This window comes from Sphingomonas sp. CFBP8993 (genome assembly GCF_034044895.1).
In the GTDB taxonomy this organism is placed as follows: domain Bacteria; phylum Pseudomonadota; class Alphaproteobacteria; order Sphingomonadales; family Sphingomonadaceae; genus Sphingomonas.
On the sequence record NZ_JAXCWU010000006.1, the window covers coordinates 254,764 to 275,900 of the forward strand.

Annotated in this window: 20 protein-coding genes; 8 read left to right on the plus strand and 12 right to left on the minus strand. The window is 65.3% G+C overall.

What is annotated here, in order from left to right; all coding sequences use genetic code 11:
• Window positions 1–20 precede the first annotated feature (20 nt).
• The 3 genes from SOM26_RS14405 to SOM26_RS14415 form a co-directional block, all read right to left on the minus strand.
• Window positions 21–1,547: a flagellin N-terminal helical domain-containing protein gene (locus SOM26_RS14405; protein ID WP_320453399.1), complete on the minus strand. Its 1,527-nt coding sequence runs from the start codon at window positions 1,545–1,547 to the stop codon at window positions 21–23.
• 141 nt (window positions 1,548–1,688) lie between these two features.
• On the minus strand, window positions 1,689–2,147 hold the full coding sequence (locus SOM26_RS14410) for a vgr related protein (RefSeq protein WP_320453400.1): 459 nt from the start codon (window positions 2,145–2,147) through the stop codon (window positions 1,689–1,691).
• A gap of 11 nt (window positions 2,148–2,158) precedes the next feature.
• The gene (locus SOM26_RS14415) at window positions 2,159–2,563 is read right to left on the minus strand and encodes a copper chaperone PCu(A)C (RefSeq protein ID WP_320453401.1); all 405 of its coding nucleotides are present in this window, start codon (window positions 2,561–2,563) and stop codon (window positions 2,159–2,161) included.
• Between the two features lie 212 nt (window positions 2,564–2,775).
• On the opposite strand from SOM26_RS14415, the gene dnaK reads away from it, so the two are divergent.
• Window positions 2,776–4,674, plus strand: a complete 1,899-nt coding sequence (gene dnaK / locus SOM26_RS14420; RefSeq protein WP_320453402.1) for a molecular chaperone DnaK — start codon at window positions 2,776–2,778, stop codon at window positions 4,672–4,674.
• 173 nt (window positions 4,675–4,847) lie between these two features.
• On the plus strand, window positions 4,848–5,981 hold the full coding sequence (gene dnaJ / locus SOM26_RS14425) for a molecular chaperone DnaJ (protein WP_320453403.1): 1,134 nt from the start codon (window positions 4,848–4,850) through the stop codon (window positions 5,979–5,981).
• Between the two features lie 18 nt (window positions 5,982–5,999).
• Here dnaJ and SOM26_RS14430 read toward each other — a convergent pair whose 3' ends face one another.
• Entirely contained in the window at window positions 6,000–6,779 is a 780-nt protein-coding gene (locus SOM26_RS14430; RefSeq protein WP_320453404.1) for a hypothetical protein, read from the minus strand.
• A 221-nt stretch (window positions 6,780–7,000) separates the two neighbouring features.
• On the opposite strand from SOM26_RS14430, the gene SOM26_RS14435 reads away from it, so the two are divergent.
• A complete protein-coding gene (locus SOM26_RS14435; RefSeq protein ID WP_414712067.1) occupies window positions 7,001–7,516 on the plus strand; it encodes a thioredoxin family protein in 516 nt (171 codons plus the stop codon).
• A gap of 180 nt (window positions 7,517–7,696) precedes the next feature.
• Here SOM26_RS14435 and purB read toward each other — a convergent pair whose 3' ends face one another.
• Window positions 7,697–9,013 (minus strand): adenylosuccinate lyase, encoded by a 1,317-nt coding sequence (gene purB / locus SOM26_RS14440; RefSeq protein WP_320453405.1) that lies wholly within the window; start codon window positions 9,011–9,013, stop codon window positions 7,697–7,699.
• A gap of 244 nt (window positions 9,014–9,257) precedes the next feature.
• On the opposite strand from purB, the gene SOM26_RS14445 reads away from it, so the two are divergent.
• Entirely contained in the window at window positions 9,258–9,686 is a 429-nt protein-coding gene (locus tag SOM26_RS14445) for an EF-hand domain-containing protein (protein ID WP_320453406.1), read from the plus strand.
• Window positions 9,687–9,952: 266 nt separating this feature from the next.
• Here the strand turns inward: SOM26_RS14445 and SOM26_RS14450 are convergent, their stop codons facing one another.
• The gene (locus SOM26_RS14450) at window positions 9,953–10,606 is read right to left on the minus strand and encodes a 50S ribosomal protein L25/general stress protein Ctc (protein WP_320453407.1); all 654 of its coding nucleotides are present in this window, start codon (window positions 10,604–10,606) and stop codon (window positions 9,953–9,955) included.
• Between the two features lie 176 nt (window positions 10,607–10,782).
• Between SOM26_RS14450 and SOM26_RS14455 the strand changes: the two genes are divergently transcribed.
• On the plus strand, window positions 10,783–11,916 hold the full coding sequence (locus tag SOM26_RS14455; protein WP_320453408.1) for a hypothetical protein: 1,134 nt from the start codon (window positions 10,783–10,785) through the stop codon (window positions 11,914–11,916).
• A 63-nt stretch (window positions 11,917–11,979) separates the two neighbouring features.
• On the opposite strand, the gene SOM26_RS14460 is transcribed toward SOM26_RS14455, so the two are convergent.
• From SOM26_RS14460 to SOM26_RS14480, 5 genes are all read right to left on the minus strand, one after another.
• Complete coding sequence (locus SOM26_RS14460) at window positions 11,980–12,861, minus strand: TraB/GumN family protein (protein WP_320453409.1); 882 nt, start codon at window positions 12,859–12,861, stop codon at window positions 11,980–11,982.
• 80 nt (window positions 12,862–12,941) lie between these two features.
• Complete coding sequence (locus SOM26_RS14465; protein WP_320453410.1) at window positions 12,942–13,307, minus strand: hypothetical protein; 366 nt, start codon at window positions 13,305–13,307, stop codon at window positions 12,942–12,944.
• An 89-nt stretch (window positions 13,308–13,396) separates the two neighbouring features.
• Window positions 13,397–13,588: a hypothetical protein gene (locus SOM26_RS14470; RefSeq protein ID WP_320453411.1), complete on the minus strand. Its 192-nt coding sequence runs from the start codon at window positions 13,586–13,588 to the stop codon at window positions 13,397–13,399.
• On the minus strand, window positions 13,585–14,034 hold the full coding sequence (locus tag SOM26_RS14475) for a hypothetical protein (RefSeq protein WP_320453412.1): 450 nt from the start codon (window positions 14,032–14,034) through the stop codon (window positions 13,585–13,587). Before SOM26_RS14475 ends, SOM26_RS14470 begins: the two co-directional genes overlap by 4 nt.
• On the minus strand, window positions 14,012–14,215 hold the full coding sequence (locus SOM26_RS14480; RefSeq protein WP_320453413.1) for a helix-turn-helix transcriptional regulator: 204 nt from the start codon (window positions 14,213–14,215) through the stop codon (window positions 14,012–14,014). Before SOM26_RS14480 ends, SOM26_RS14475 begins: the two co-directional genes overlap by 23 nt.
• A 258-nt stretch (window positions 14,216–14,473) precedes the next feature.
• On the opposite strand from SOM26_RS14480, the gene SOM26_RS14485 reads away from it, so the two are divergent.
• The 3 genes from SOM26_RS14485 to ppdK all read left to right on the plus strand — a co-directional run bounded on the left by SOM26_RS14485 (window position 14,474) and on the right by ppdK (window position 20,341).
• Window positions 14,474–15,313 carry a glycine--tRNA ligase subunit alpha gene (locus SOM26_RS14485; RefSeq protein WP_320453414.1) on the plus strand — a complete coding sequence of 280 codons (840 nt, stop codon included), beginning with the start codon at window positions 14,474–14,476 and terminating at the stop codon, window positions 15,311–15,313.
• Complete coding sequence (gene glyS / locus SOM26_RS14490; protein WP_320453516.1) at window positions 15,313–17,556, plus strand: glycine--tRNA ligase subunit beta; 2,244 nt, start codon at window positions 15,313–15,315, stop codon at window positions 17,554–17,556. Before SOM26_RS14485 ends, glyS begins: the two co-directional genes overlap by 1 nt.
• Before the next feature lie 124 nt (window positions 17,557–17,680).
• A complete protein-coding gene (ppdK, locus tag SOM26_RS14495) occupies window positions 17,681–20,341 on the plus strand; it encodes a pyruvate, phosphate dikinase (protein ID WP_320453415.1) in 2,661 nt (886 codons plus the stop codon).
• Window positions 20,342–20,751: 410 nt separating this feature from the next.
• Here the strand turns inward: ppdK and SOM26_RS14500 are convergent, their stop codons facing one another.
• The gene (locus tag SOM26_RS14500) at window positions 20,752–21,117 is read right to left on the minus strand and encodes a hypothetical protein (protein ID WP_320453416.1); all 366 of its coding nucleotides are present in this window, start codon (window positions 21,115–21,117) and stop codon (window positions 20,752–20,754) included.
• Window positions 21,118–21,137 lie beyond the last annotated feature (20 nt).

The following is a 21,137-nucleotide window of genomic DNA, read 5'->3' on the forward strand; positions in this document are numbered from 1 at the left end:
TCCGATGGGCCGCCCTTTTTTTATTGGTTGAGCAGCTTCAACACGTCTTTCTGGCTTTGCTGTGCTTGGGCCAGCATGGCGATCGCCGATTGCGACAGGATCTGTTCGCGCGCCAGATTGACCGACTCCTGCGAAAAATCGGTGTCGGTGATGCGCGACCGCGCTTCGGACAGGTTCGTCGACGCATTGCCCAGATCATTGGCCGCCGATTGCAGCCGTGTCGCGCTGGCGCCCATCTGCGCCCGCACCTCGCTGACCGTGCCCAGCAGCGCGTCGATGCGAGTCAAGCTGTTGTCGATCCGGTAGCGATTGGTGACGTTCAGCTCCTCGGCCATCGTGAAATGCCGCCGCTCGGCATATTCCGCCGTGCTCTGCTGGGAGAAGTAGCCGCCCTTTTCCGGATCGTACCACCGCGCCCCGCTGAGGTTCAGGACGGTCGTGCCGATATCCTCTCGCTGGATGGGACGACCGTTGAAATCGCCGCCCGCCATATAGTCCTGCGCGGTCACGACATGCGACTGGGGCGGAATGGTGGCGGATTCGAACGACAGATAACGGCTGTCGTTATTGTCCACGCGGGTCGGATCGAACCACTGGTCGCCATAATTCTGCGAAACGGTGGTGCCGATATCGTCCCATGTGACCGGCCGTCCGGCGACCTTGGCCTTGGCCATGAAATCCTCGACCGTGATGGCGTGAAAATTGGTGGGGGAGATGGTGGTCGAGGGTGATGTCAGCAGGAAGGGAAACTGCTTCGCCGCGCCATCGGGGTCGTGCCACTGGTCGCCGATCTGTTGGGTCACGGTGGTGCCGATATCGTCGCGGGTGATCTCGCGCCCGGCGATCTTGCCCTTCGCCATATAGTCATCGAACGTCACCAGATGGGTCTCGGTCCCCGCCGCCGTGGCGGGACGGGTCAGGAAGATGCTGACTTCATAGCCCGGCCCCGGATCGCGCGAGGCGTGGAGCAGCGGATAGTCCCAGGTCTTGGCGGTCTTGTCGCGATCGAACTCGGTCGACACGGGATTGATGACCAGGGGAACGGTATTGGCCGCACCCGGCCCCCCCTGGATATCGAGCCGCACGGCATTGTCGATCACCTGGCCCTGGTCATCATAGACCGGCGCCTGGGTCCGGAACAGCGAGATGCCGTTGAACGAGGCGTTCTTGAGCGTGGCGTCGATATGGCTCGACAGCGCGGACATCTCGGTCTGGATCGCCAGCCGGTCCTTCGGCCCGTACGTGTCCGATCGCGACTGGATGGTCAGTTCGCGCAGGCGCTGGAGGATGTTGGTCGTCTCCGCGAGAAAGCCGTCGGCGGTCTGGACCATCGAGATGCCGTCCATCGTGTTGCGCACGCCCTGGGCCATGCCCATGATCTGCGCGGTCATCGAATTGCCGATGGCCATCCCGGCGGCATCATCCTTGGCGGAGGTGATCCGCTGGCCGCTCGACAGTCGGGCCATGACGTCGCTGATCGAGGTGTTGGCCCGCTGTGACGCCGCCAACGCCCGCAGCGCCGCACCGTTGGTGTTGATGACCGTCATCGCTCTTCGCATCCCCAACTCGCACGCGCCTTGCGCGTGAGGGCCCAATTCGCACGCGTACCGCGCGTGAGAGGATGGTGATGACGGCGTTAACCAAGGTTCTGCAATCCGGGGAAATTCCGGCCGGGTTTTTCCCGGATATCAGGGGCCTGGAAAAGGGATCAGGCTGTCATATTGGGCTTTCGGCGGCGCGCCCGCGACCCGCACGCCATGGGCCAGCAGAAAGGCATGGCGCACGATCTCGGCCTGCTGCTCCAAGCCATAGCGGCCGAAACCCTGGCCCGGCTTCAGCGCATAGCCATAGCGGCAAAAGGGATGGCGCTTCAGCGGCAGGAAGATGCCCTGCTGATGCTGCCAGATATGGACCATCTCGTGGATGAAAAGCCCCTGTTCGTGGAGCGGGCAGGCGCCGAAATCCTCCCGCCACAACCCGCCATCGGGATGGAAATGGATACAGCCGGTCGGCGCCATCACCGTGTCGCGCGGCTGGAAGAAGATCCATTTGGTCGGCGACAGGCGGACCTTCGCGTAATCGATCGCATCGCCGAAGACGCTGCGCGACAGGGCTTCCTCGGCCGGGGTGAGGGGGCGTTTGGTCATGGCGGCGGCGATCAGCTTTCCGGCGCGGGATCGCCCGCCGCGATCACCCGTGCCCCCTGGCGCAGGCGCGTGCCGTCCGAGAAGGTGAGCAGCAACGACAGGATGCGTCCGGGCTTCACGCCCGGATTCATGTTGTAGAACATCACATGCCGCCCGCCCGGCTGAAAGGTGACGGTGCCGCCCGCCGGGATGGGCACCGCATCGACCTTTTTCATGGCCATGCCGCCCTCGTGCATCTCGCTGCCGATCGCAACGTCGCTGCTGACGTCGATCAGGCTGACCGGCCTGGCGCCGCCCTTGATGGTGAAATAGGCGGCCGCAGGGCGTCCCGCCACGGCGGGCAGGCGGACCCAGCCATTGTCGCTTTCCAGCTTGGGCTGGGATTGGCACCCGCCCAGCAGGGCCGCGGCCGACATGGGCAAAAGCCCCCAAAAAAACGCTAGCCGCATGGCAAACCCTCCCGTTTCGGCAAATCCTGAGGCGACCCTAGGTTCCATCCAATCTTGCGGCAACAAATCGCCCACCTATATCCGGCTTCGTGAACGGGGTTTTCGGTTGCCGCTTTCGGGGCCGACGGGCCCCGGCATCTGACTTCCAGACTATGTTCTTGAGGGGCATTTAGAGACTTATGGCAAAAGTGATCGGCATCGACCTCGGCACCACCAACAGCTGCGTCGCTGTCATGGAGGGCGGCAAGCCCAAGGTCATCGAAAACGCGGAAGGCGCGCGCACCACGCCGTCGATCGTCGCCTTCGCCAAGGATGGCGAGCGCCTGATCGGCCAGCCGGCCAAGCGCCAGGCGGTGACGAACCCCGACAACACCATCTTCGCGGTGAAGCGCCTGATCGGTCGTCGCTTCGACGACCCCGTCACCAAGAAGGACACCGAGCTGGTTCCGTATTCGATCGCGCGCGGTCCGAACGGCGACGCGTGGGTCAATGCGGGCGGCAAGGATTACAGCCCGTCGCAGATCTCGGCCTTCACGCTCCAGAAGATGAAGGAAACCGCCGAGAGCTATTTGGGCGAGACGGTGACCCAGGCGGTCATCACCGTGCCTGCGTACTTCAACGACGCACAGCGCCAGGCGACCAAGGACGCCGGCCAGATCGCGGGCCTCGAAGTGCTGCGCATCATCAACGAGCCGACGGCGGCGGCGCTGGCGTACGGCCTGGAGAAGCAGGACGGCAAGACGATCGCGGTCTATGACCTTGGCGGCGGCACGTTCGACATCTCGATCCTCGAGATCGGCGACGGCGTGTTCGAGGTGAAGGCGACCAACGGCGACACCTTCCTGGGCGGCGAGGACTTCGACAACAAGATCGTCGAGTTCCTGGCGTCGGGCTTCCAGAAGGACGAGGGTATCGACCTTGCCAAGGATAAGCTGGCGCTCCAGCGTCTGAAGGAAGCGGCCGAAAAGGCGAAGATCGAGCTGTCCTCGGCCCAGTCGACCGAGGTGAACCTGCCCTTCATCACCGCCGACCAGAACGGCCCGAAGCACCTGGTCAAGACCATCACCCGCGCCGATCTGGAGCGTCTGGTCGAGGACCTGATCCAGCGCACGCTGGAGCCCTGCAAGAAGGCGCTCGCCGATGCGGGCATGAAGGCCGACGAGATCGCCGACGTGGTGCTGGTGGGCGGCATGACCCGCATGCCGCGCGTCCGTGAAGTCGTGAAGAACTTCTTTGGCAAGGACCCGCACACCGGCGTCAATCCGGACGAAGTCGTCGCCATGGGTGCCGCGATCCAGGCGGGCGTGCTGCAGGGGGACGTCAAGGACGTGCTGCTGCTCGACGTGACCCCGCTGTCGCTGGGTATCGAGACGCTGGGCGGCATCATGACCAAGATGATCGACCGCAACACGACGATCCCGACCAAGAAGAGCCAGGTCTATTCGACCGCCGACGACAACCAGAACGCGGTGACGATCCGGGTTTTCCAGGGCGAGCGGGAAATGGCGCAGGACAACAAGATGCTGGGCCAGTTCGACCTGGTCGGCATCCCGCCCGCGCCGCGCGGCGTGCCGCAGATCGAGGTCACGTTCGACATCGACGCCAACGGCATCGTCAACGTCTCGGCCAAGGACAAGGGCACCGGCAAGGAGCAGCAGATCCGCATCCAGGCATCGGGCGGCCTGTCGGACAACGACATCGACCAGATGGTGCGTGACGCCGAGAAGTTCGCCGAGGACGACAAGAAGCGTCGCGCCGAGGCGGAGGCCAAGAACAACGCCGAGTCGCTGATCCACACGACCGAGCGCCAGCTGGCCGACAATGGCGACAAGATCGACGCGTCGCTGAAGTCGGAGATCGAGGCGGCGATCGCCGAGACCAAGACGGCGGTCGAGGGTGGCAACCCCGACACCATGAACGAGAAGGCGCAGGCCCTCGCCCAGGTCGCGATGAAGATGGGCCAGGCCATCTACGAGAAGCAGCAGCAGGCCGAATCCTCGCCCGCTGCCGACGCTGGTCAGACCAAGCAGGACGATGTGGTCGACGCCGAATTCTCGGAAGTCGACGACACCAAGTAAGACCATCGGCCCGGTCCGCCTTCGGGTGGGCCGGGCCTCTGGCTGTTATTGCGAATACCGCCCCGGCATTTCCTCGGGGCATGAAGTGGCGAAGCGCTTGGGCGGTCGCTCCGTCCGGCCTGACGGCACGGTCGGCGGCCGCACCATCCACCAGCGCAGGGGCGAGACCGGGCATGAGCACGACGATCGACTATTATGAACTGCTCGAATGCGAGCGCACGGCGGACGATGCGACGATCAAGTCGCGCTACCGCAAGCTGGCCATGCAGTACCATCCGGACCGCAATGCGGGCTGCAAGGACTCCGAGGCCAAGTTCAAGGCGATCAGCGAAGCCTATGACTGTCTGAAGGACCCGCAGAAGCGCGCCGCCTATGACCGCTACGGCCATGCCGCGTTCCAGCAGGGCATGGGCGGCGGTGGCGGCGGCCATGGCGGCCAGGACTTCGGTGCCTTCTCCGATATTTTCGAAAGCGTCTTTGGCGAATTCATGGGCGGCGGACGCGGCGGCGGGCGGCAATCGCCCCGGCGCGGCGCGGACCTGCGCTACGACATGGAAATCACGCTGGAAGAGGCGTTTCACGGCAAGCAGACGGAGATCACCGTCGACGTCTCAGCGGCGTGCGACACCTGCGACGGCACGGGTGCCAAGGCCGGGACCAGCGCCAAGACCTGCCAGCAGTGCGGCGGTCATGGCAAGGTGCGCGCGCAGCAGGGTTTCTTCGTGGTCGAGCGGACCTGCCCGGTCTGCCAGGGCGCAGGGCAGATCATCGCCGATCCGTGCCCCGATTGTCGCGGCGAGGGGCGCGTGGAAAAGACCAAGACGCTGGCCGTCAACATCCCGGCGGGTGTCGACGAGGGCACCCGCATCCGCCTGTCCGGCGAGGGCGAAGCGGGCGCGCGTGGCGCCCCGGCGGGCGACCTTTACATCTTCCTCCATGTGAAGCGGCACGCCATCTTCGAGCGTGAGGGCACGACCCTGTTCGCGCGCGCGCCGATCAGCTTCACCACGGCCGCGCTGGGCGGTTCGCTGTCCATCCCCGGACTCGACGGGCGCACGCACGAAATCAAGATCCCCACGGGCATCCAGTCCGGCAAGCAGCTTCGCCAACGGGGTGCGGGTATGCCCGTGCTGCAAGGACGCGGCACCGGCGATCTGGTCATCCAGATCGAAGTCGAAACCCCGACCAAGCTGTCGACCCGCCAGCGCGAATTGCTCGAACTCTTCCGCGAAACGGAGACGGGTGACGAATGTCCTGAAAGCCAAGGCTTTTTTGCTAAGTTGAAGAGTGTCTTCGCGGGCGAGTGAATGGTGTTGGCAAGAGGGTCAGGCGGCTGTCGCGCTCGCGGCGCGCGTCTTGGCTCTTTGTCGATAAACACCCCAGGCCATCATGAGGGCAAACGGCGTACCGGCGGCAAAAAAAATAAGATTGATGACGAGCACGAAACCCCACATTTTGCGGGGAGATGCCCTGTTCGCGATTTCATCGCGCCAGAAGAACATGGCACGGCTTGGATCGCGGGCATCATATAGGATGGGCACGACGTTCGTTGCCGTCACATAATCATATTGCTCATGGTCGCGATGGCTGGTCGACAAGCTCAGCCTGCCCTCGACCGATTGACTTTGCCCGCGCGGGGTAAACCGATAGACGACCTTCTGGGTGCATGCCGCTTTGCCGCAGCCCGCCGTGAAGCTGCGGACGAGTTGCGCATTGGCGGCCACGCCATGGGCGACCAGATCCGCCGCCAGCTTTTGATCGAGTATGGTCGGTATGATGATCCAAGCCTCCGCAATGACGACGATCGCGCCGATGATCGCGAGGCATCCGTAATTGAAGGTCCGCGCCGGATCATGGGTACGGGCGTACATGGCGGTCAGTTTCAGGCCCATGCTGAGGACGAGGAGCAAGACCATGATCCCGGCCGGAAACAGAAGCGCCGTGCCCTGTATGAGGTCCGACCAATGCCGGTTCTTGGCAAACAGGATCGGCAAGGCGCCTTGGCCAAATGCCATGATGCCGCCGACGAGCGGCAGCATGAGGGCTTGTTGAAACGACCCCTTCTTGCCCAACAGACGCTCCGATACGGGGGGATCTTCGTCCATCGGTGTCACTCCACGACACGCGACCATGGCGTGTCGGACGAGGTGTGGCAGGTCGAAGATCACAGGACGCTGACGGACGGATGACGCGATCGGCGGCAAGTGCTGGTTCTTGCCCTCGGAGCATGGAAAACTTCCGGTTTGTGCGTCACATAAGAGCATCGCTTGCCATGGCAGCAGGCTTGAGGAACATTTGCGTCCTGCCTTTCATAGGGAATGCCTCCATGTCCTATCGTTTAGTGATCGTCCCGGCGCTTGCCGTCATCGCCATGATCTCGACCGCCGCCGGACCGGTTGCCGCGCCGCGTGTCGGCATCGCCAGCTTCGAGGCGTTGGCCAAGCCGTTGCCGCTGCCTTATCACGCCGGGGACGCCAAGGCGGCGATCGCGGCGGCGCGGGTGCGGGCGGTCAAGGCGCACAAGCGGGTGTTGATCGATCTAGGCGGCAACTGGTGCCTCGACTGCCGTTTGCTGGCGGGCGTGATGGAAACGCCGCAGATGCGGCCCTTCGTCGCGAAGCATTTCGAGGTGGTGACGGTCGATGTCGGCCGCTTCGACCAGAATATGGATATTCCGGCATCCTATGGGATCAAGGGGCGCCTGGCGGGTGTGCCCGCCGTGCTGATCGTCGATCCGAAGACGAACAGGCTGGTCAATGCCGGGCGTGAGACTGCGTTGGCCGATGCGCGGGCGATGACGCCGCAGGCGGTTGCGGACTGGTTGGCCGGTTGGGTGGGATGAGGATCACCGGCCGGTTGATTTTCGTCTGACCGAGTTCCCTCCCCCAGCCCCTCCCGCCTGCGGGAGGGGAGAGGTTATGGGAAAGCGGTTCCCTATATAACTCCCCTCCCGCAGGCGGGAGAGGTTGGGGGAGGGGAGTCCGCTTCCAGCGTCACGACGCCATCGGGACTCCCCAAAACGTCACGACTCGCCGAACACCCGTGCGAAGATCGTGTCGACATGCTTGTAATGATAGCCAAGGTCGAAGCGCGCCTCGATCTCGTCCACCGACAGCGCCGCCGTCACGTCGGCATCGGCCTTGAGCAGCTCCATCAGTGACAGCTCGCCGTCGGACTCCCAGACCTTCATCGCGTTGCGCTGGACCAGGCGATAGCTGTCCTCGCGGCTCACGCCCGCCTGGGTCAGGGCGAGCAGAACGCGCTGCGAATGGACGAGGCCGCCCATCTTGTTGAGGTTCTTCTCCATCCGCGCCGGATAGACGACCAGCTTGTCGATCACGCCGGTCAGGCGGGCCAGTGCGAAGTCGAGGGTGATGGTCGCGTCGGGGCCGATATAACGCTCGACCGACGAGTGGCTGATGTCGCGCTCATGCCACAGCGCGACATTCTCCAGCGCCGGGGTGACGTAGCCGCGCACCATGCGGGCCAGGCCGGTCAGGTTCTCGGTCAGCACCGGGTTGCGCTTGTGCGGCATCGCCGACGAGCCCTTCTGGCCGGGCGAGAAATACTCCTCGGCCTCCAGCACTTCGGTGCGTTGCAAATGACGGACCTCGGTGGCCAGGCGCTCGATCGAGCTGGCGATCACGCCCAGCGTGGCGAAGAACATCGCATGGCGATCGCGCGGGATGACCTGGGTCGAGACGGGCTCGACGCTCAGCCCCATCTTCTCGGCGACATGCGCCTCGACGCTGGGGTCGATGTTCGCGAAGGTGCCGACCGCGCCCGAGATGGCGCAGGTGGCGACATCGGCGCGCGCCGCGACCAGACGGGCGCGGTTGCGATCGAACTCGGCATAGGCCTGGGCCAGTTTCAGGCCGAAGGTGACGGGCTCGGCATGGATCCCGTGGCTGCGCCCGATGGTCGGGGTCAGCTTGTGCTCCAGCGCGCGGCGCTTGATCACCGCGAGCAGTGCATCCAGGTCCTCGATCAGGATGTCGGACGCCCGCGCCAGCTGTACCGCCAGGCAGGTGTCGAGCACGTCGGACGAGGTCATGCCCTGGTGCAGGAAGCGCGCTTCCGGCCCGGTCCGCTCGGCGACATGGGTCAGGAAGGCGATGACGTCGTGCTTGGTCTCCGCTTCGATCGAATCGATGCGGTCGATGTCGAAGTCGCCGGCGGCCTTGTCGGCTTCCCAGATGCGCGCGGCGGCTTCCTTGGGAACGACGCCCAGTTCGGCGAGCGCGTCGGTGGCGTGGGCCTCGATCTCGAACCAGATGCGGAAACGGGTCTGCGGATCCCAGATCCGGGTCATGGGGGCTCGGGAATAGCGCGGAATCATGGGGTACCTCTGGTCGTGGAATCGGCACGGGCGACCGTGCATCCCTTCGCGGAATCACGGTGTGCCGTGCCGTTAGCAGGGACGAGCCGAGCCTTCAAATCCGAAGATGCAATGCCCATATGGCATAATGTCGAACGGAATCGTATCACTAACGTTGTAGATGCGTGACCGATCTTCACAGTCATCGATCGAACCAGATCAAGGGAGAGACGAGATGATGAAATATGCTTTTCTTGCCGGCGCCATGATGGTGTCTGCCCCGGTGCTTGCGCAGGTCGCTCCGACGCCAGCCCAAACCACACCGGCGGCGCCACAAACCGCACCGGCAACCGCCGCTGATCCGACGCAGACTGCGCAGCCAGCCGCAGGTGCCGCCACGCCGACCCAGGCGGCCCCGGCCGATGGCCAGGTCCAGGCGACGGGCAGCCAGATCGCACAGGTCGTGGACACCCAGTTCCCGACCTATGACAAGGATGGCGACGGCAAGCTGAACAAGACCGAGTTCGGCCAGTGGATGGTCGCGTTGAAGTCGCAGACCGATCCGTCGACCAAGGCCGATGCCCCCGCGACCAAGAAGTGGGTCGGCACCGCCTTTGCGCAGGCTGACACGGACAAGGACAAGGAAGTGTCCAAGACCGAGCTGACCGGCTTTCTGAGCCAGGGTCAGGGCTGATCGGCCTGACGACATCGGAACACCCCCTCCGTTCTGACCATCCCTGATCCGACAATTTTTGGGCGGGGATGAACGGGGCCGTCGGACCGAGAGGTTCGGCGGCCCTTTTGCCTCTCGCACCCTCCAAATCCTCCCCATCGCCGGCGCGATGGTCCCCCTCCCCAAGCGAGCTTGGGGAGGATTTGGGCACGAAAAAGGGCAGGGGCGTCGCCGCCTCCTGCCCTTCCTCTATCGTCCGTGCTCCCGTGGGGAGCAGCGACCGGCAATTACGCCTTGTCTTCGTCCGACTCGCCTTCGGCCGCAGCCTCGGCTTCGTCAGCGGCCTGCGCCTCGGCGTCGATCGCCTCGTCCTCGGCGGTCAGGACCGTCGGCGGAACGATGGTGGCGATCGCGAAGTCGCGGTCGTCGATGGCGGGCTCGGCACCCTTGGGCAGCTTCACGTCCGAGATGTGGATCGAGTCGCCGACTTCCAGGCCCTTCAGCGAGATCGTGATCTCGGTCGGGATATTCGCGGCGTCGACCACCAGCTCGATCTCGTGACGGGTGACGTTCAGAACGCCGCCAGCCTTCTTGATGCCGGGGCATTCGTCTTCGTCAGCGAACACGACGGGCACGGCGACCGTGACGGTCTCGTGCTCGCCGATGCGCAGGAAGTCGACGTGCAGCGGGCGATCGGTGACGGGATGGAACGCGACGTCCTTCGCCAGCGTGCGCTGGCCGTCCACCATGATGACCGAGGTGAAGAAGTGACCGGTCATCAGCGCCTTGACGAGGGCCTTCTCTTCGAGATGGATCGACGCGGCGGCCTTGTTCTGGCCATAGATCACGGCGGGGACGCGGCCTTCACGACGCAGCGAACGGGAGGCTCCCTTGCCAACCTGATCGCGCGTCTCGGCGGCGAGCGTAAGGGTGTCGCTCATTCCAGTTACTCCGAAACAAAATGAATAGGATTTCCCGACCACGCCTCCAGGGATGACCATGACCGGAAGCGGAGGCGCTTAGCGGCAACACATGCAAAAGGCAAGCTGTGCGCTTGCCATGCAACGGTCTTGCGGGGCAGACTGTTCGGCAGACGATCACGGCAAGGGAGAAGGCCATGTTCGCTTGGGTCTCGGCATTGATGCTGGTGCAGACGGCACCGGCCATTCCCTCTTCGGAAATCCTGGTGCGCGGCGAACGCGCGGAAAATGCCTTGGCCAAATGCCTGAGCCGGTCCTGCACGGTGCCCGACGACGTGCGCCTGAGCATGGCGGTGGCCGAGGCCCAGTTCGGGCTCGGCCGATACCACGACGCGCGCGAAACGCTCCGCCGGTCGCTTGCCCGGACGCAAGGAGAGGTCGCGCGCTATCCTCGGCTGGTGGCCGCGCTGCATGAGGCGAATGCTACCGTCAATCGTCATATCGGCGACCAGGAAGCGTATAGCAGCGCGGTCGCCGCCCAGGCCGCTACCCTGCGCCGTTACCTGCCCGCCGACGACATGCAGCGTCGGCTGCTGCCGCTGACCCTGGCCGATGCATGGCTGGAGCGGGGCAATGTGAAGGCTGCGATGGGGCTGTACGGAGATGCCCAGCGACAGTTCACCAAGCAAGGCGACACGCGTCTGGCGGCCATGGCGGGATTGCGTCGCGTCGCCATTTTGTTGGGGCAGAAAAAGGTGACAGAGGCTCGGAATGCCCTGGCAGCCTTGCCCGACGATGCGGTGGAGGATTCCTCGATCAAGGCGGTGCACGCGGTCCTGGCGTCCCGCATCGCGAAAGCCATGGGCGACGAGAGCGGCATCGACCGGCTGATCGGAACGCTGCGCACGGCCTCGGGCGAGGCTCCGATCCTGGTGCGCGAGGGACCTCCGGTTGCCGACCTGCGGGTGCAACCGCGTGACCGACAGACGCCGTTCGATCTGTCCGTCGACCAAGGCGCCGCCGTATCGAGTGATCCGATCCGCTGGGTGGACATCGGCTATCTCATCCGCCCCGACGGCACGGTCGGCGATGCCCAGATCCTGCGCGGGAAGGGCGATAGCGGCTGGGCTGAGCCCTATATCGAGTCCCTTACCCAGCGTCGCTATGCGCCGCCGACGCTGACCGATGGCCGCCCCGGCCTCTACCGGGTGGAGCGGCTGACCCGGCGAGCCAGGCTGATTGTGCCGACCGGCAGCTTCATTCGCCAGCCTGTGGGCCCGGTGACGGTCGAGCGGCAGGACCTGACCTATCCGGAAGTCGCCAGCAAATAGCCGGGGCAGGCCATCCGTCGCTCATGCGGGCGGCGGATGGCCTCGACCGGTCGACAGGCCCGGTCAATAGGCGATACGCTGTGCCTTGATGCCTTGCTTGGCGAGTTGCGCCTGGACGCTGTCGCTGCCCGCCAGATGGCCCGCGCCGACGGCGATGAAGATGGTGCCGGGCTTGGCCATGCGCTCCTTGATCCACGTCGCCCAGCGGGCGTTGCGGTCGGTCAGCAGCGTCTTGGCGACCTCGGGCGAGTCCTTCAGGCTTTCGTTCATCGTCTTGGCCAGCGCGTCGGGATCGCCCTTGGCCCATTCGTCGACCATCTCGGCCATTTCCTCGCCCGCCTTGGGCAGGTCGTCGACCGTCGAGGTCAGGAAGTCGATCTGCGCCTTTTGCGACAGGCCGTTGAAATAGCCGATCTGCTGCTCGGCGGTTTCCAGCCCCGCGACCGGCTTGCTCGCCGCCTTGGCCGCGTCGGCCAGCACCGTCTCCGGCCCGTTCTTCGGATCATAGCCCAGCTTTTGGATCGGCATGAGCGACAGGGTGACGCCGGCGAGCCACGGCTTCATCCGGTCGAACGCCTGGGGCGGCAGGCCTGCGTCGGTCACCGCCTTGAGATACGCGCCGCGCTTGTCGGCGGGCAGCTGTTCGGTCAACGACGGACCGGACGTGATGATCCCGTTCTTCAGCACGATCTGCTGCATCGTTGCCTGGTCGGGCTGCACCATCTCCAGGACCAGCTGGTCGGACTTGTCGAAGGCGGTCTTCACCGCCTCGTCGAACCAGGAAAGGCCGGGTTTCAGGACGTGGACGGTGCCGAACAGATAGATGGTCGTGTCGGCATCCTTGACGACCCACAGGGCGGGATCGGCGTCGTTGGCGGCGGGCTTGCTCTGGGCGCAGGCGGGCAGGGCCAGCATCAGCGCGAGCGAGGTGAGGGCGGCTTTCATGATCGTCTTCATGGGATCAGGCTTTCGGAAAAGGAAGGGGCCGGATGGGAGGAAAGGCCGCAAGGGATAGGGGCGAGGGATCAGGCGTATTTGCGCCACAGCCAGACGATACTGCCAACCGTAAGCATCGCGCCGTACACCCAATCGACCTGAACCGGGGGCAAGACACCGCCGCGCCACAGGAGCCACCAGACGGGCACGCCCAGCCCGACCGTGTAAAAGCTGGCGACCGCGCCGTCGCGATAGGCCTGGCGCTCATGCTCGTCGACCACCCGGTGCCAGCGCCACGAGATGATCGGTATGACAACGCCCCATAGTAATGCCATCACGATGGCGAACCAGAGCGGCAGTGGCGAGGTCCAAACGGCATGGTCGTCAAGTTTCCGGCCGTGGGGCATGGACAGAAGCGATACGGTCGCCAGCGCCAGACCGATCAAGCCACCCACGCCTCCCGAAAGTACGAGCAACCGGTGATTGGCGCGTTCGCTCGGGCCACGAGTGTCGCTTTTGCGGCTGTCGCGTTGGGATAGGTCGGTCATGGCCGTACCTCGATGGAAAGATGAACGGAGACATGCGGAATGATGGCCTCGCGCGCCACGATGCTGGCGGCCGGGATGTCGGCGGGGAGCAGGTGAACCGCCACCTCGCCCAGGCGACCGGTACCCCAGCCGAGCAGCGACAGCGCGATGCCGCCGCCGATCGCCATATGGGTCAGGCGGCAGCTCATGACCGCACCCGCCGGATGACGTAGAAGGCCAGCCCGATCATGACCGAGACACCCCAGCTATAGTCCTCGAAATCGGTCTGGCCGGTCTGCGCGCCGATGATGGTCAGCAGCGGGTGGAGGACGAAGTTCGCCACCCCGATCATGGCCCAGGTCTCAATCGCCAGCCGTCGCTGCATCTCATCCGTTTCGCGCCAGTTTCGCCACGTCACGATACCGCCGACGATCAGCATGACGACGGCGGCAACCTGAGGCATCGGCCGGGGCAAGGGGGCCCGGGGACGATGGAGGAACCCGTCGATGAATCCCTCCAGAAAGGGCAGGCCGACCACTATCATGATCGCCACGGCGATCAGCAGCATCCGCCGCCGCGTCCGGCGTGCCGCCCGCGCGGCCTCGCGGCTCTCGCCCCACAGGGCCTGCGCCTCACTCACCGTCTTGCTCGTCATCGAAAATCTCCTCGATCGGCATGTCGAACAGCCGTCCGATGCGAAAGGCGAGCGGCAGCGAGGGGTCGTACTTGCCCGTCTCGATGGCGTTCACGGCCTGGCGCGACACGTCCAGCCGCCCGGCAAGCTCCGCCTGGCTCCAGTTGCGTTCGGCGCGCAGCACTTTGAGGCGATTTTTCATGTCCACCTCCTCTTGCATGGTTGGCCTCCCTTGTCATCATTCCATGACCTTATGTCAGGTGACCATGACAAAGTGACAGTGAGTCGCGACTATGTCAACAACACCTGACAAAATATCATGGGTGGCTGACCATGCTCCGGGTGGCGCGGCGGCTCGCCTTGACCGCGAAAGGACCATCCGCCAAAGCCTGCCCCCATTATGCAGACCCGAAACGGAACCCCGGAAGGACCCCAGAGCGGGCCCATGTCCTTCCAGCGCATGATCCTCACCCTCCATGATTATTGGAGCGAGCGGGGATGCGTGATCCTGCAACCTTACGACATGGAGATGGGGGCGGGCACCTTTCACCCCGCGACCACGCTGCGCGCGCTGGGCCCGGACAGCTGGAACGCCGCCTTCGTTCAGCCGTGCCGCCGCCCGACCGACGGCCGCTATGGCGAGAACCCGAACCGGCTCCAGCATTATTACCAGTATCAGGTGATCCTGAAGCCCTCGCCCGCCGACCTGCAGGACCTGTATCTGGGCAGCCTGGCGGCGATCGGTGTCGACATGACCAAGCACGATATCCGCTTCGTCGAGGACGATTGGGAAAGCCCGACGCTGGGCGCCTGGGGCCTGGGCTGGGAGGTCTGGTGCGACGGGATGGAGGTGACGCAGTTCACCTATTTCCAGCAGATGGGCGGATACGACATGAAGCCGGTCGCGGGCGAGCTGACCTATGGGCTCGAACGGCTGGCCATGTATATCCAGGACGTCGACAATGTGTACGACCTGCGCTTCAACGATGCGGGCGTGAGCTACGGCGACGTCTATCTCGAAAACGAGAAGCAGATGTCGAAATGGAATTTCGAGATCGCCGACACCGACACGCTGTTCGACGCCTTCCGCAAGGCGGCGGCGGAGTGCGAACGCTGTCTGGAGGCCAAGCTGCCCATCCCCGCCTATGAACAGGCGATCAAGGCCAGCCACACCTTCAACCTGCTGCAGGCGCGCGGCGTGATCTCGGTGGCGGAGCGCCAGGCCTATATGGGCCGCGTCCGCGACCTCGCGAAGGGCGCATGCGGCGCCTGGATGGACAAGAACGGCTGGGCCGCGTGATGACCGATTTTCTGCTCGAACTCCGCTCCGAAGAAATCCCCGCCCGGATGCAGGCGGGCGCGCGGGAGAACCTCGCCAAGCTGTTCGCCGCCGAACTGGCGAAGGCCGGACTGTCGGCGGGTGAGATCGTCACCTATGCGGGCCCGCGTCGCCTGGCCCTGATCGCGCGCGGCCTTCCGGCTGCCACCGAAGCGGTGTCCGAGGAAGTGAAGGGCCCGCGCGCTTCGGCACCGCCGCAGGCGCTGGAGGGCTTCCTGCGCAAGACCGGGCTGACCCGCGAGCAACTGACCGAGCGGGACGGCGTGCTCTTCGCGATCACCGAAAAGCCGGGCCGCGCGACGGCGCAAGTCCTGGCCGAGGCGATCCCCGCGATCGTCCGCGCCTTCCCCTGGCCCAAGTCGATGCGCTGGGGTGCCGAGTCCACCTCGACCGAGTCGATGCGCTGGGTGCGTCCGCTGCACGCCATCGTCGCGCTGTTCGGCGGTGAGGTCGTGCCGTTCGAGGTCGCCGGGATCACCAGCGGCAACACGACGCGGGGTCATCGCTTCCATGCGCCCGCCGAGATCGCGCTGACCGGTGCCGATACCTATGTCGAGCAGCTCCGCGCCGCCAGAGTGCTGGTCGATCAGGACGAACGTGCCGCGATCATTCGCGAGCGCGCCTCCGCACTGGCCGCCGAGGCCGGGCTGGAGCTGGTCGAGGACGAAGGGCTGGTCGCCGAGAATGCCGGACTGACCGAATGGCCGGTGCCGTTGCTCGGCCGGTTCGACGAAGCGTTCCTCGACGTGCCGCCCGAGGTCATCCAGCTGACCGCGCGGGTGAACCAGAAATACTTCGTCTGCCGCTCGGCCGACGGAAAGCTGGCGAATGCGTTCGTCTGCACCGCCAATATCGAGGCGACCGATGGCGGCGCGAAGATCGTCGAGGGCAATGGCAAGGTGCTCGCCGCCCGCCTGTCCGACGCGCGCTTCTTCTACGAGACCGACCTGAAGACGAAGCTGGACGATCTGCGGCCCAAGCTGGAAAAGATCGTCTTCCACGAAAAGCTCGGCACCGTTGCCGACAAGGTCGAGCGAGTGGCGAAGCTGGCCAGCTGGCTGGTCGAAGAGGGCATCGTCACCGAGTCCCCCTCCCGCAGGCGGGAGGGGCTAGGGGAGGGCAGTGCCTCAGGCGACGTCGCTCGTGGCGAGGTCCCCCCCCCATCCCCCCCCGTTTACGGGGGGGGCGAGCTTGCCGATCTGGCGGAGCGCGCCGCGTACCTGGCGAAGGCCGATCTCGTCACCGGCATGGTCGGCGAGTTCCCCGAATTGCAGGGCCTAATGGGCGGTTACTATGCCGCCGCGCAGGGCGAAGACTCGCGCGTCGCGGAGGCGGTGCGCGATCACTATAAGCCGGTCGGGCAGGGCGATGATGTTCCCACCGCACCGGTTACGGTGGCCGTGGCGTTGGCGGACAAACTGGATACGCTAGTGACCTTCTTCTCGCACGATATGCGGCCGACGGGATCCAAAGACCCATTTGCTTTGCGTCGTGCTGCGCTCGGGGTCATTCTTACGTTAACGGGAAGTGGCGTTCGTCTCCCGATCCGGGCGTCGATCTTTGAACGAGTGATCGATTGGAAAGACCCAGAGTACGGCGATCTGCATGATGCCCTGGCAAACGAAAAAGATGCCGATGAACGCGCAGCAATCCAAACGGAAATTGCAGTTCGTGCCCAAAGGATTGACTCGAAGATCCTCGACTTCTTCGCCGACCGCCTAAAGGTCCAGCAACGCGAAGCAGGCGTCCGTCACGACCTGATCGACGCGGTGTTCGCGCTTGGCGGTGAGGACGATCTCGTTCGCCTGCTCGCCCGCGTCCGTGCGCTGCAAGCCTTCGTCACCACCGACGACGGCACCAACCTGCTCGCCGGCTATAAGCGCGCCGCGAACATCCTGAAGAAGGAAGGTGTCGAGGGCGACCAGGGCTGGACCGCGCCGACCTATACCCCCGAGCCCGCCGAGGCCGATCTGATCGCCGCGCTCGACGCGGCCGAACCAAAGGCGGCGGACGCGGTGAAGGCCGAGGATTTCGAGGCCGCCATGGCCGCGCTCGCGTCGCTTCGCGCGCCGATCGATCGGTTCTTCGACGATGTGACCGTCAACGACGCCGACCCGGCCAAGCGGACCGTGCGCTTGGCGCTGCTCGCCCGTGTTCGGGCCGCCGTCCACACGGTCGCGGACTTCTCGCGGATCGAGGGATGAACAGAGCCGGATCGGGAGACGGGTGCAGACGTTCCTGTCTTCCTATCCGGCAATATCGCCTTATTAACACCGACGCCTGTGTCCCCAGGGCGTCGGACGTGACGACCAGTAAAGGATCGAACCGATGACCTATGTGTACCGCTTCGGCGGCGGCGTTTCGGACGGCGGCAAGGGGGACAAGAATCTGCTTGGCGGCAAGGGCGCGAACCTGGCCGAGATGGCCTCGATCGGCCTGCCGGTGCCGCCGGGCTTCACCATCTCGACCGCGATGTGCACTCGCTATTACGAAGATGGCGAGCAGTTCCCGCAGGAACTGCGCGACGAGGTCGCCGACGGCATCGCGCATATCGAGGCGGTGACGGAAAAGCGCTTCGGCGATCCGGAAAATCCGCTGCTGGTCTCGGTCCGCTCGGGCGCGCGCGTGTCGATGCCGGGCATGATGGACACGGTGCTGAACCTGGGCCTTAACGACGAAACCGTCGAGGGGCTGGCCAGGAAGGCGGGCGACGAGCGTTTCGCCTGGGACAGCTATCGCCGATTCATCCAGATGTATGCCGATGTGGTGCTGGAACTGGATCACGGTGCTTTCGAGGAAGCGCTGGAGATCGCCAAGGAGGATAACGGCTTCACCCTCGACACCGAGATGTCGGCCGAGGACTGGAAGAAGCTGGTCACGGCCTATAAGGGCTTGGTCGAGGAACAATGGGGCAAGCCCTTCCCGCAGGACGTGCATGACCAGCTCTGGGGCGCGGTCGGCGCGGTGTTCGGATCGTGGCAGTCGGAACGCGCCAAGGTCTATCGCCGCCTGAACGACATTCCCGCCGACTGGGGCACCGCCGTCAACGTGCAGGCGATGGTCTTCGGCAATATGGGCGACACTTCGGCGACGGGCGTGGCCTTCACGCGCGATCCGTCCAAGGGCGACCGCGCCTATTATGGCGAGTTCCTGATCAACGCGCAGGGCGAGGACGTGGTCGCGGGCATCCGCACGCCGCAATACCTGACCAAGGCCGCGCGCGAGGAAGCGAACGCCAAGCCCGCCTCGATGGAAGAGGCGATGCCGGAGGTTTACGGCGAGCTGGCGGCCGTCTTCGACCAGCTCGAAACCCATTACCGCGACATGCAGGACATCGAGTTCACGGTCGAACAGGCCAAGCTCTGGATGCTCCAGACTCGATCGGGCAAGCGCACCGCCAAGGCCGCGCTGAAGATCGCGGTCGACATGGCCAATGAGGGTCTGATCACCCGCGAGGAAGCGATCGCACGTGTCGATCCGGCGGCGCTCGACCAGCTGCTTCACCCGACGCTCGATCCGAATGCGCACCGCGACGTGCTGACCAAGGGCCTGCCCGCGTCGCCGGGCGCGGCGTCGGGCAAGGTGGTGTTCGACGCCGATGCCGCCGAGCGCGCTTCGGCGGCGGGCGAGGCGGTGATCCTCGTCCGCGTCGAGACGTCGCCGGAAGACATTCACGGCATGCATGCGGCCAAGGGCATCCTGACCGCGCGCGGCGGCATGACCAGCCATGCGGCCGTCGTGGCGCGCGGTATGGGGCGCCCCTGCGTCTCAGGCGCAGGCTCGCTATCGATCGACAACAAGGCCAAGCTGCTCCGCGTCGGCAGCCGCGAAGTGCGTGAGGGCGACATCCTGACGCTCGATGGTTCGACCGGTGAGGTGATGGTCGGCGCGGTTGCGACGGTGCAGCCCGAACTGGCGGGCGATTTCGGCACGCTGATGGAATGGGCCGACCAGGTCCGTCGCCTGAAGGTGCGCGCCAATGCCGAGACTCCGCTCGACTGCCGCACCGCGCGCGAATTCGGCGCGGAAGGCGTGGGGCTGTGCCGCACCGAGCATATGTTCTTCGACGCCGCGCGGATCACGGCGGTGCGCCAGATGATCCTGGCCTCGGACGAAGCGGGCCGCCGTGCCGCGCTTGCCAAGCTGCTGCCCGAGCAGCGCGCCGACTTCACCGCGATCTTCGAGGTGATGGCGGGCCTGCCGGTCACGGTGCGGCTGCTCGACCCGCCGCTGCACGAATTCCTGCCGCAGCAGGAGGCCGAATTCGCTGAGGTCGCCACGGCGGCGGGCGTGGACGTCGACACGCTGAAGCGCCGGGCCAACGAACTGCACGAGTTCAACCCGATGCTCGGTCATCGCGGCTGCCGCCTGGGCGTGACCTATCCGGAAATCTACGAGATCCAGGCGCGTGCGATCTTCGAGGCGGCGCTGGATGTCGCGGAAAAGTCGGGTGAGGCCCCGATCCCCGAGGTCATGATCCCGCTGGTCGCCACGCGGCGCGAGCTGGAGCTGATGAAGACGGTGGTCGACAAGGCCGCGCAGGCGGTCTTCGCCGAGCGCGGCAAGACGGTCGAATATCTGGTCGGCACCATGATCGAGCTGCCGCGTGCCGCATTGAAGGCCGGTGAAATCGCCGAGGTGGGCGAGTTCTTCTCCTTCGGCACCAACGACCTGACCCAGACCACGCTGGGCGTCAGCCGCGACGATGCGGCGCGATTCCTGGGCGCCTATGTCGAGAAGGGCATCTACGCTAAGGACCCGTTCGTCAGCCTGGATGTCGAAGGTGTCGGCGAACTGGTCAGCCTGGCCGCCGAGCGTGGCCGGGCGACCCGGCCGGGCATCAAGCTCGGTATCTGTGGCGAGCATGGCGGCGATCCGGCGTCGATCGCCTTTTGCGAGCAGGTCGGCTTGGATTACGTCTCGGCCAGCCCGTACCGCGTGCCGATCGCGCGGCTGGCGGCGGCGCAGGCGGCGTTGAAGGCGCGGTAACGGGGGCTCCTGCGTTTATGGGGGCGGGGGAGTGTGACGGCGGCGTTCGCTTGTGGCTCTCCCTCCCCCATCCCCTTCCGCCTGCGGGAGGGGTGTGCCCAGCGGTAATGGAATCTGAGTATTGTCCTGACTTCTCCCCTCCCGCAGGCGGGAGGGGTTGGGGGAGGGCAGGGTGTCTCACCGACCTTGTCGCTCGAGGCGTGCCCCTCCCCTATCCCCTCCCGCCTGCGGGAGGGGTATGCCCAGCGGCAAGGGATCGTGCCGTCACGGGCAGATCGACTCGTTCGAGTAGGAAGGGAAAGCGCCTGCCTCCCATCTCTCTCCTCCCGCAGGCGGGAGGGGCCGGGGGAGGGCAGGGTGTCTCACCGAGACCATCGCTTGTCGCACTCAACTACCCAAAGCCAAGCAAATCACCCGTGGGTCGAAACCCGGTTCCCGAAATCGAACCACCCACGACGCTCGCCAACCGGATAGGCCGGACGCGCCGCGCTTGCCGCCGCCGGCCGATAGGCCGGGGCGCGGTCCACCACGGGCGTGGCAGCGACCGGCTGCGCCGTCGCCAGGCGCTGGTTTTCGCGTTCCAGCTCGGCGATGCGGGTTTGCGCCACCGACAGCTTGCCCTCGGTATCCTTAACCTGCGCGGCATGGGCGTCGCGCTCGGTGGCGTAGCGGGTGCGCCATTTGCGCCCGCCCGGATGGCTGGCTAGGCCGAACAGCCAACCGGCGATCAGGACCAGCCCCAGCACGGCGAATTGCGTGGTCGTAGTGAACAACATCGCGTCGATCCCATTCTGTT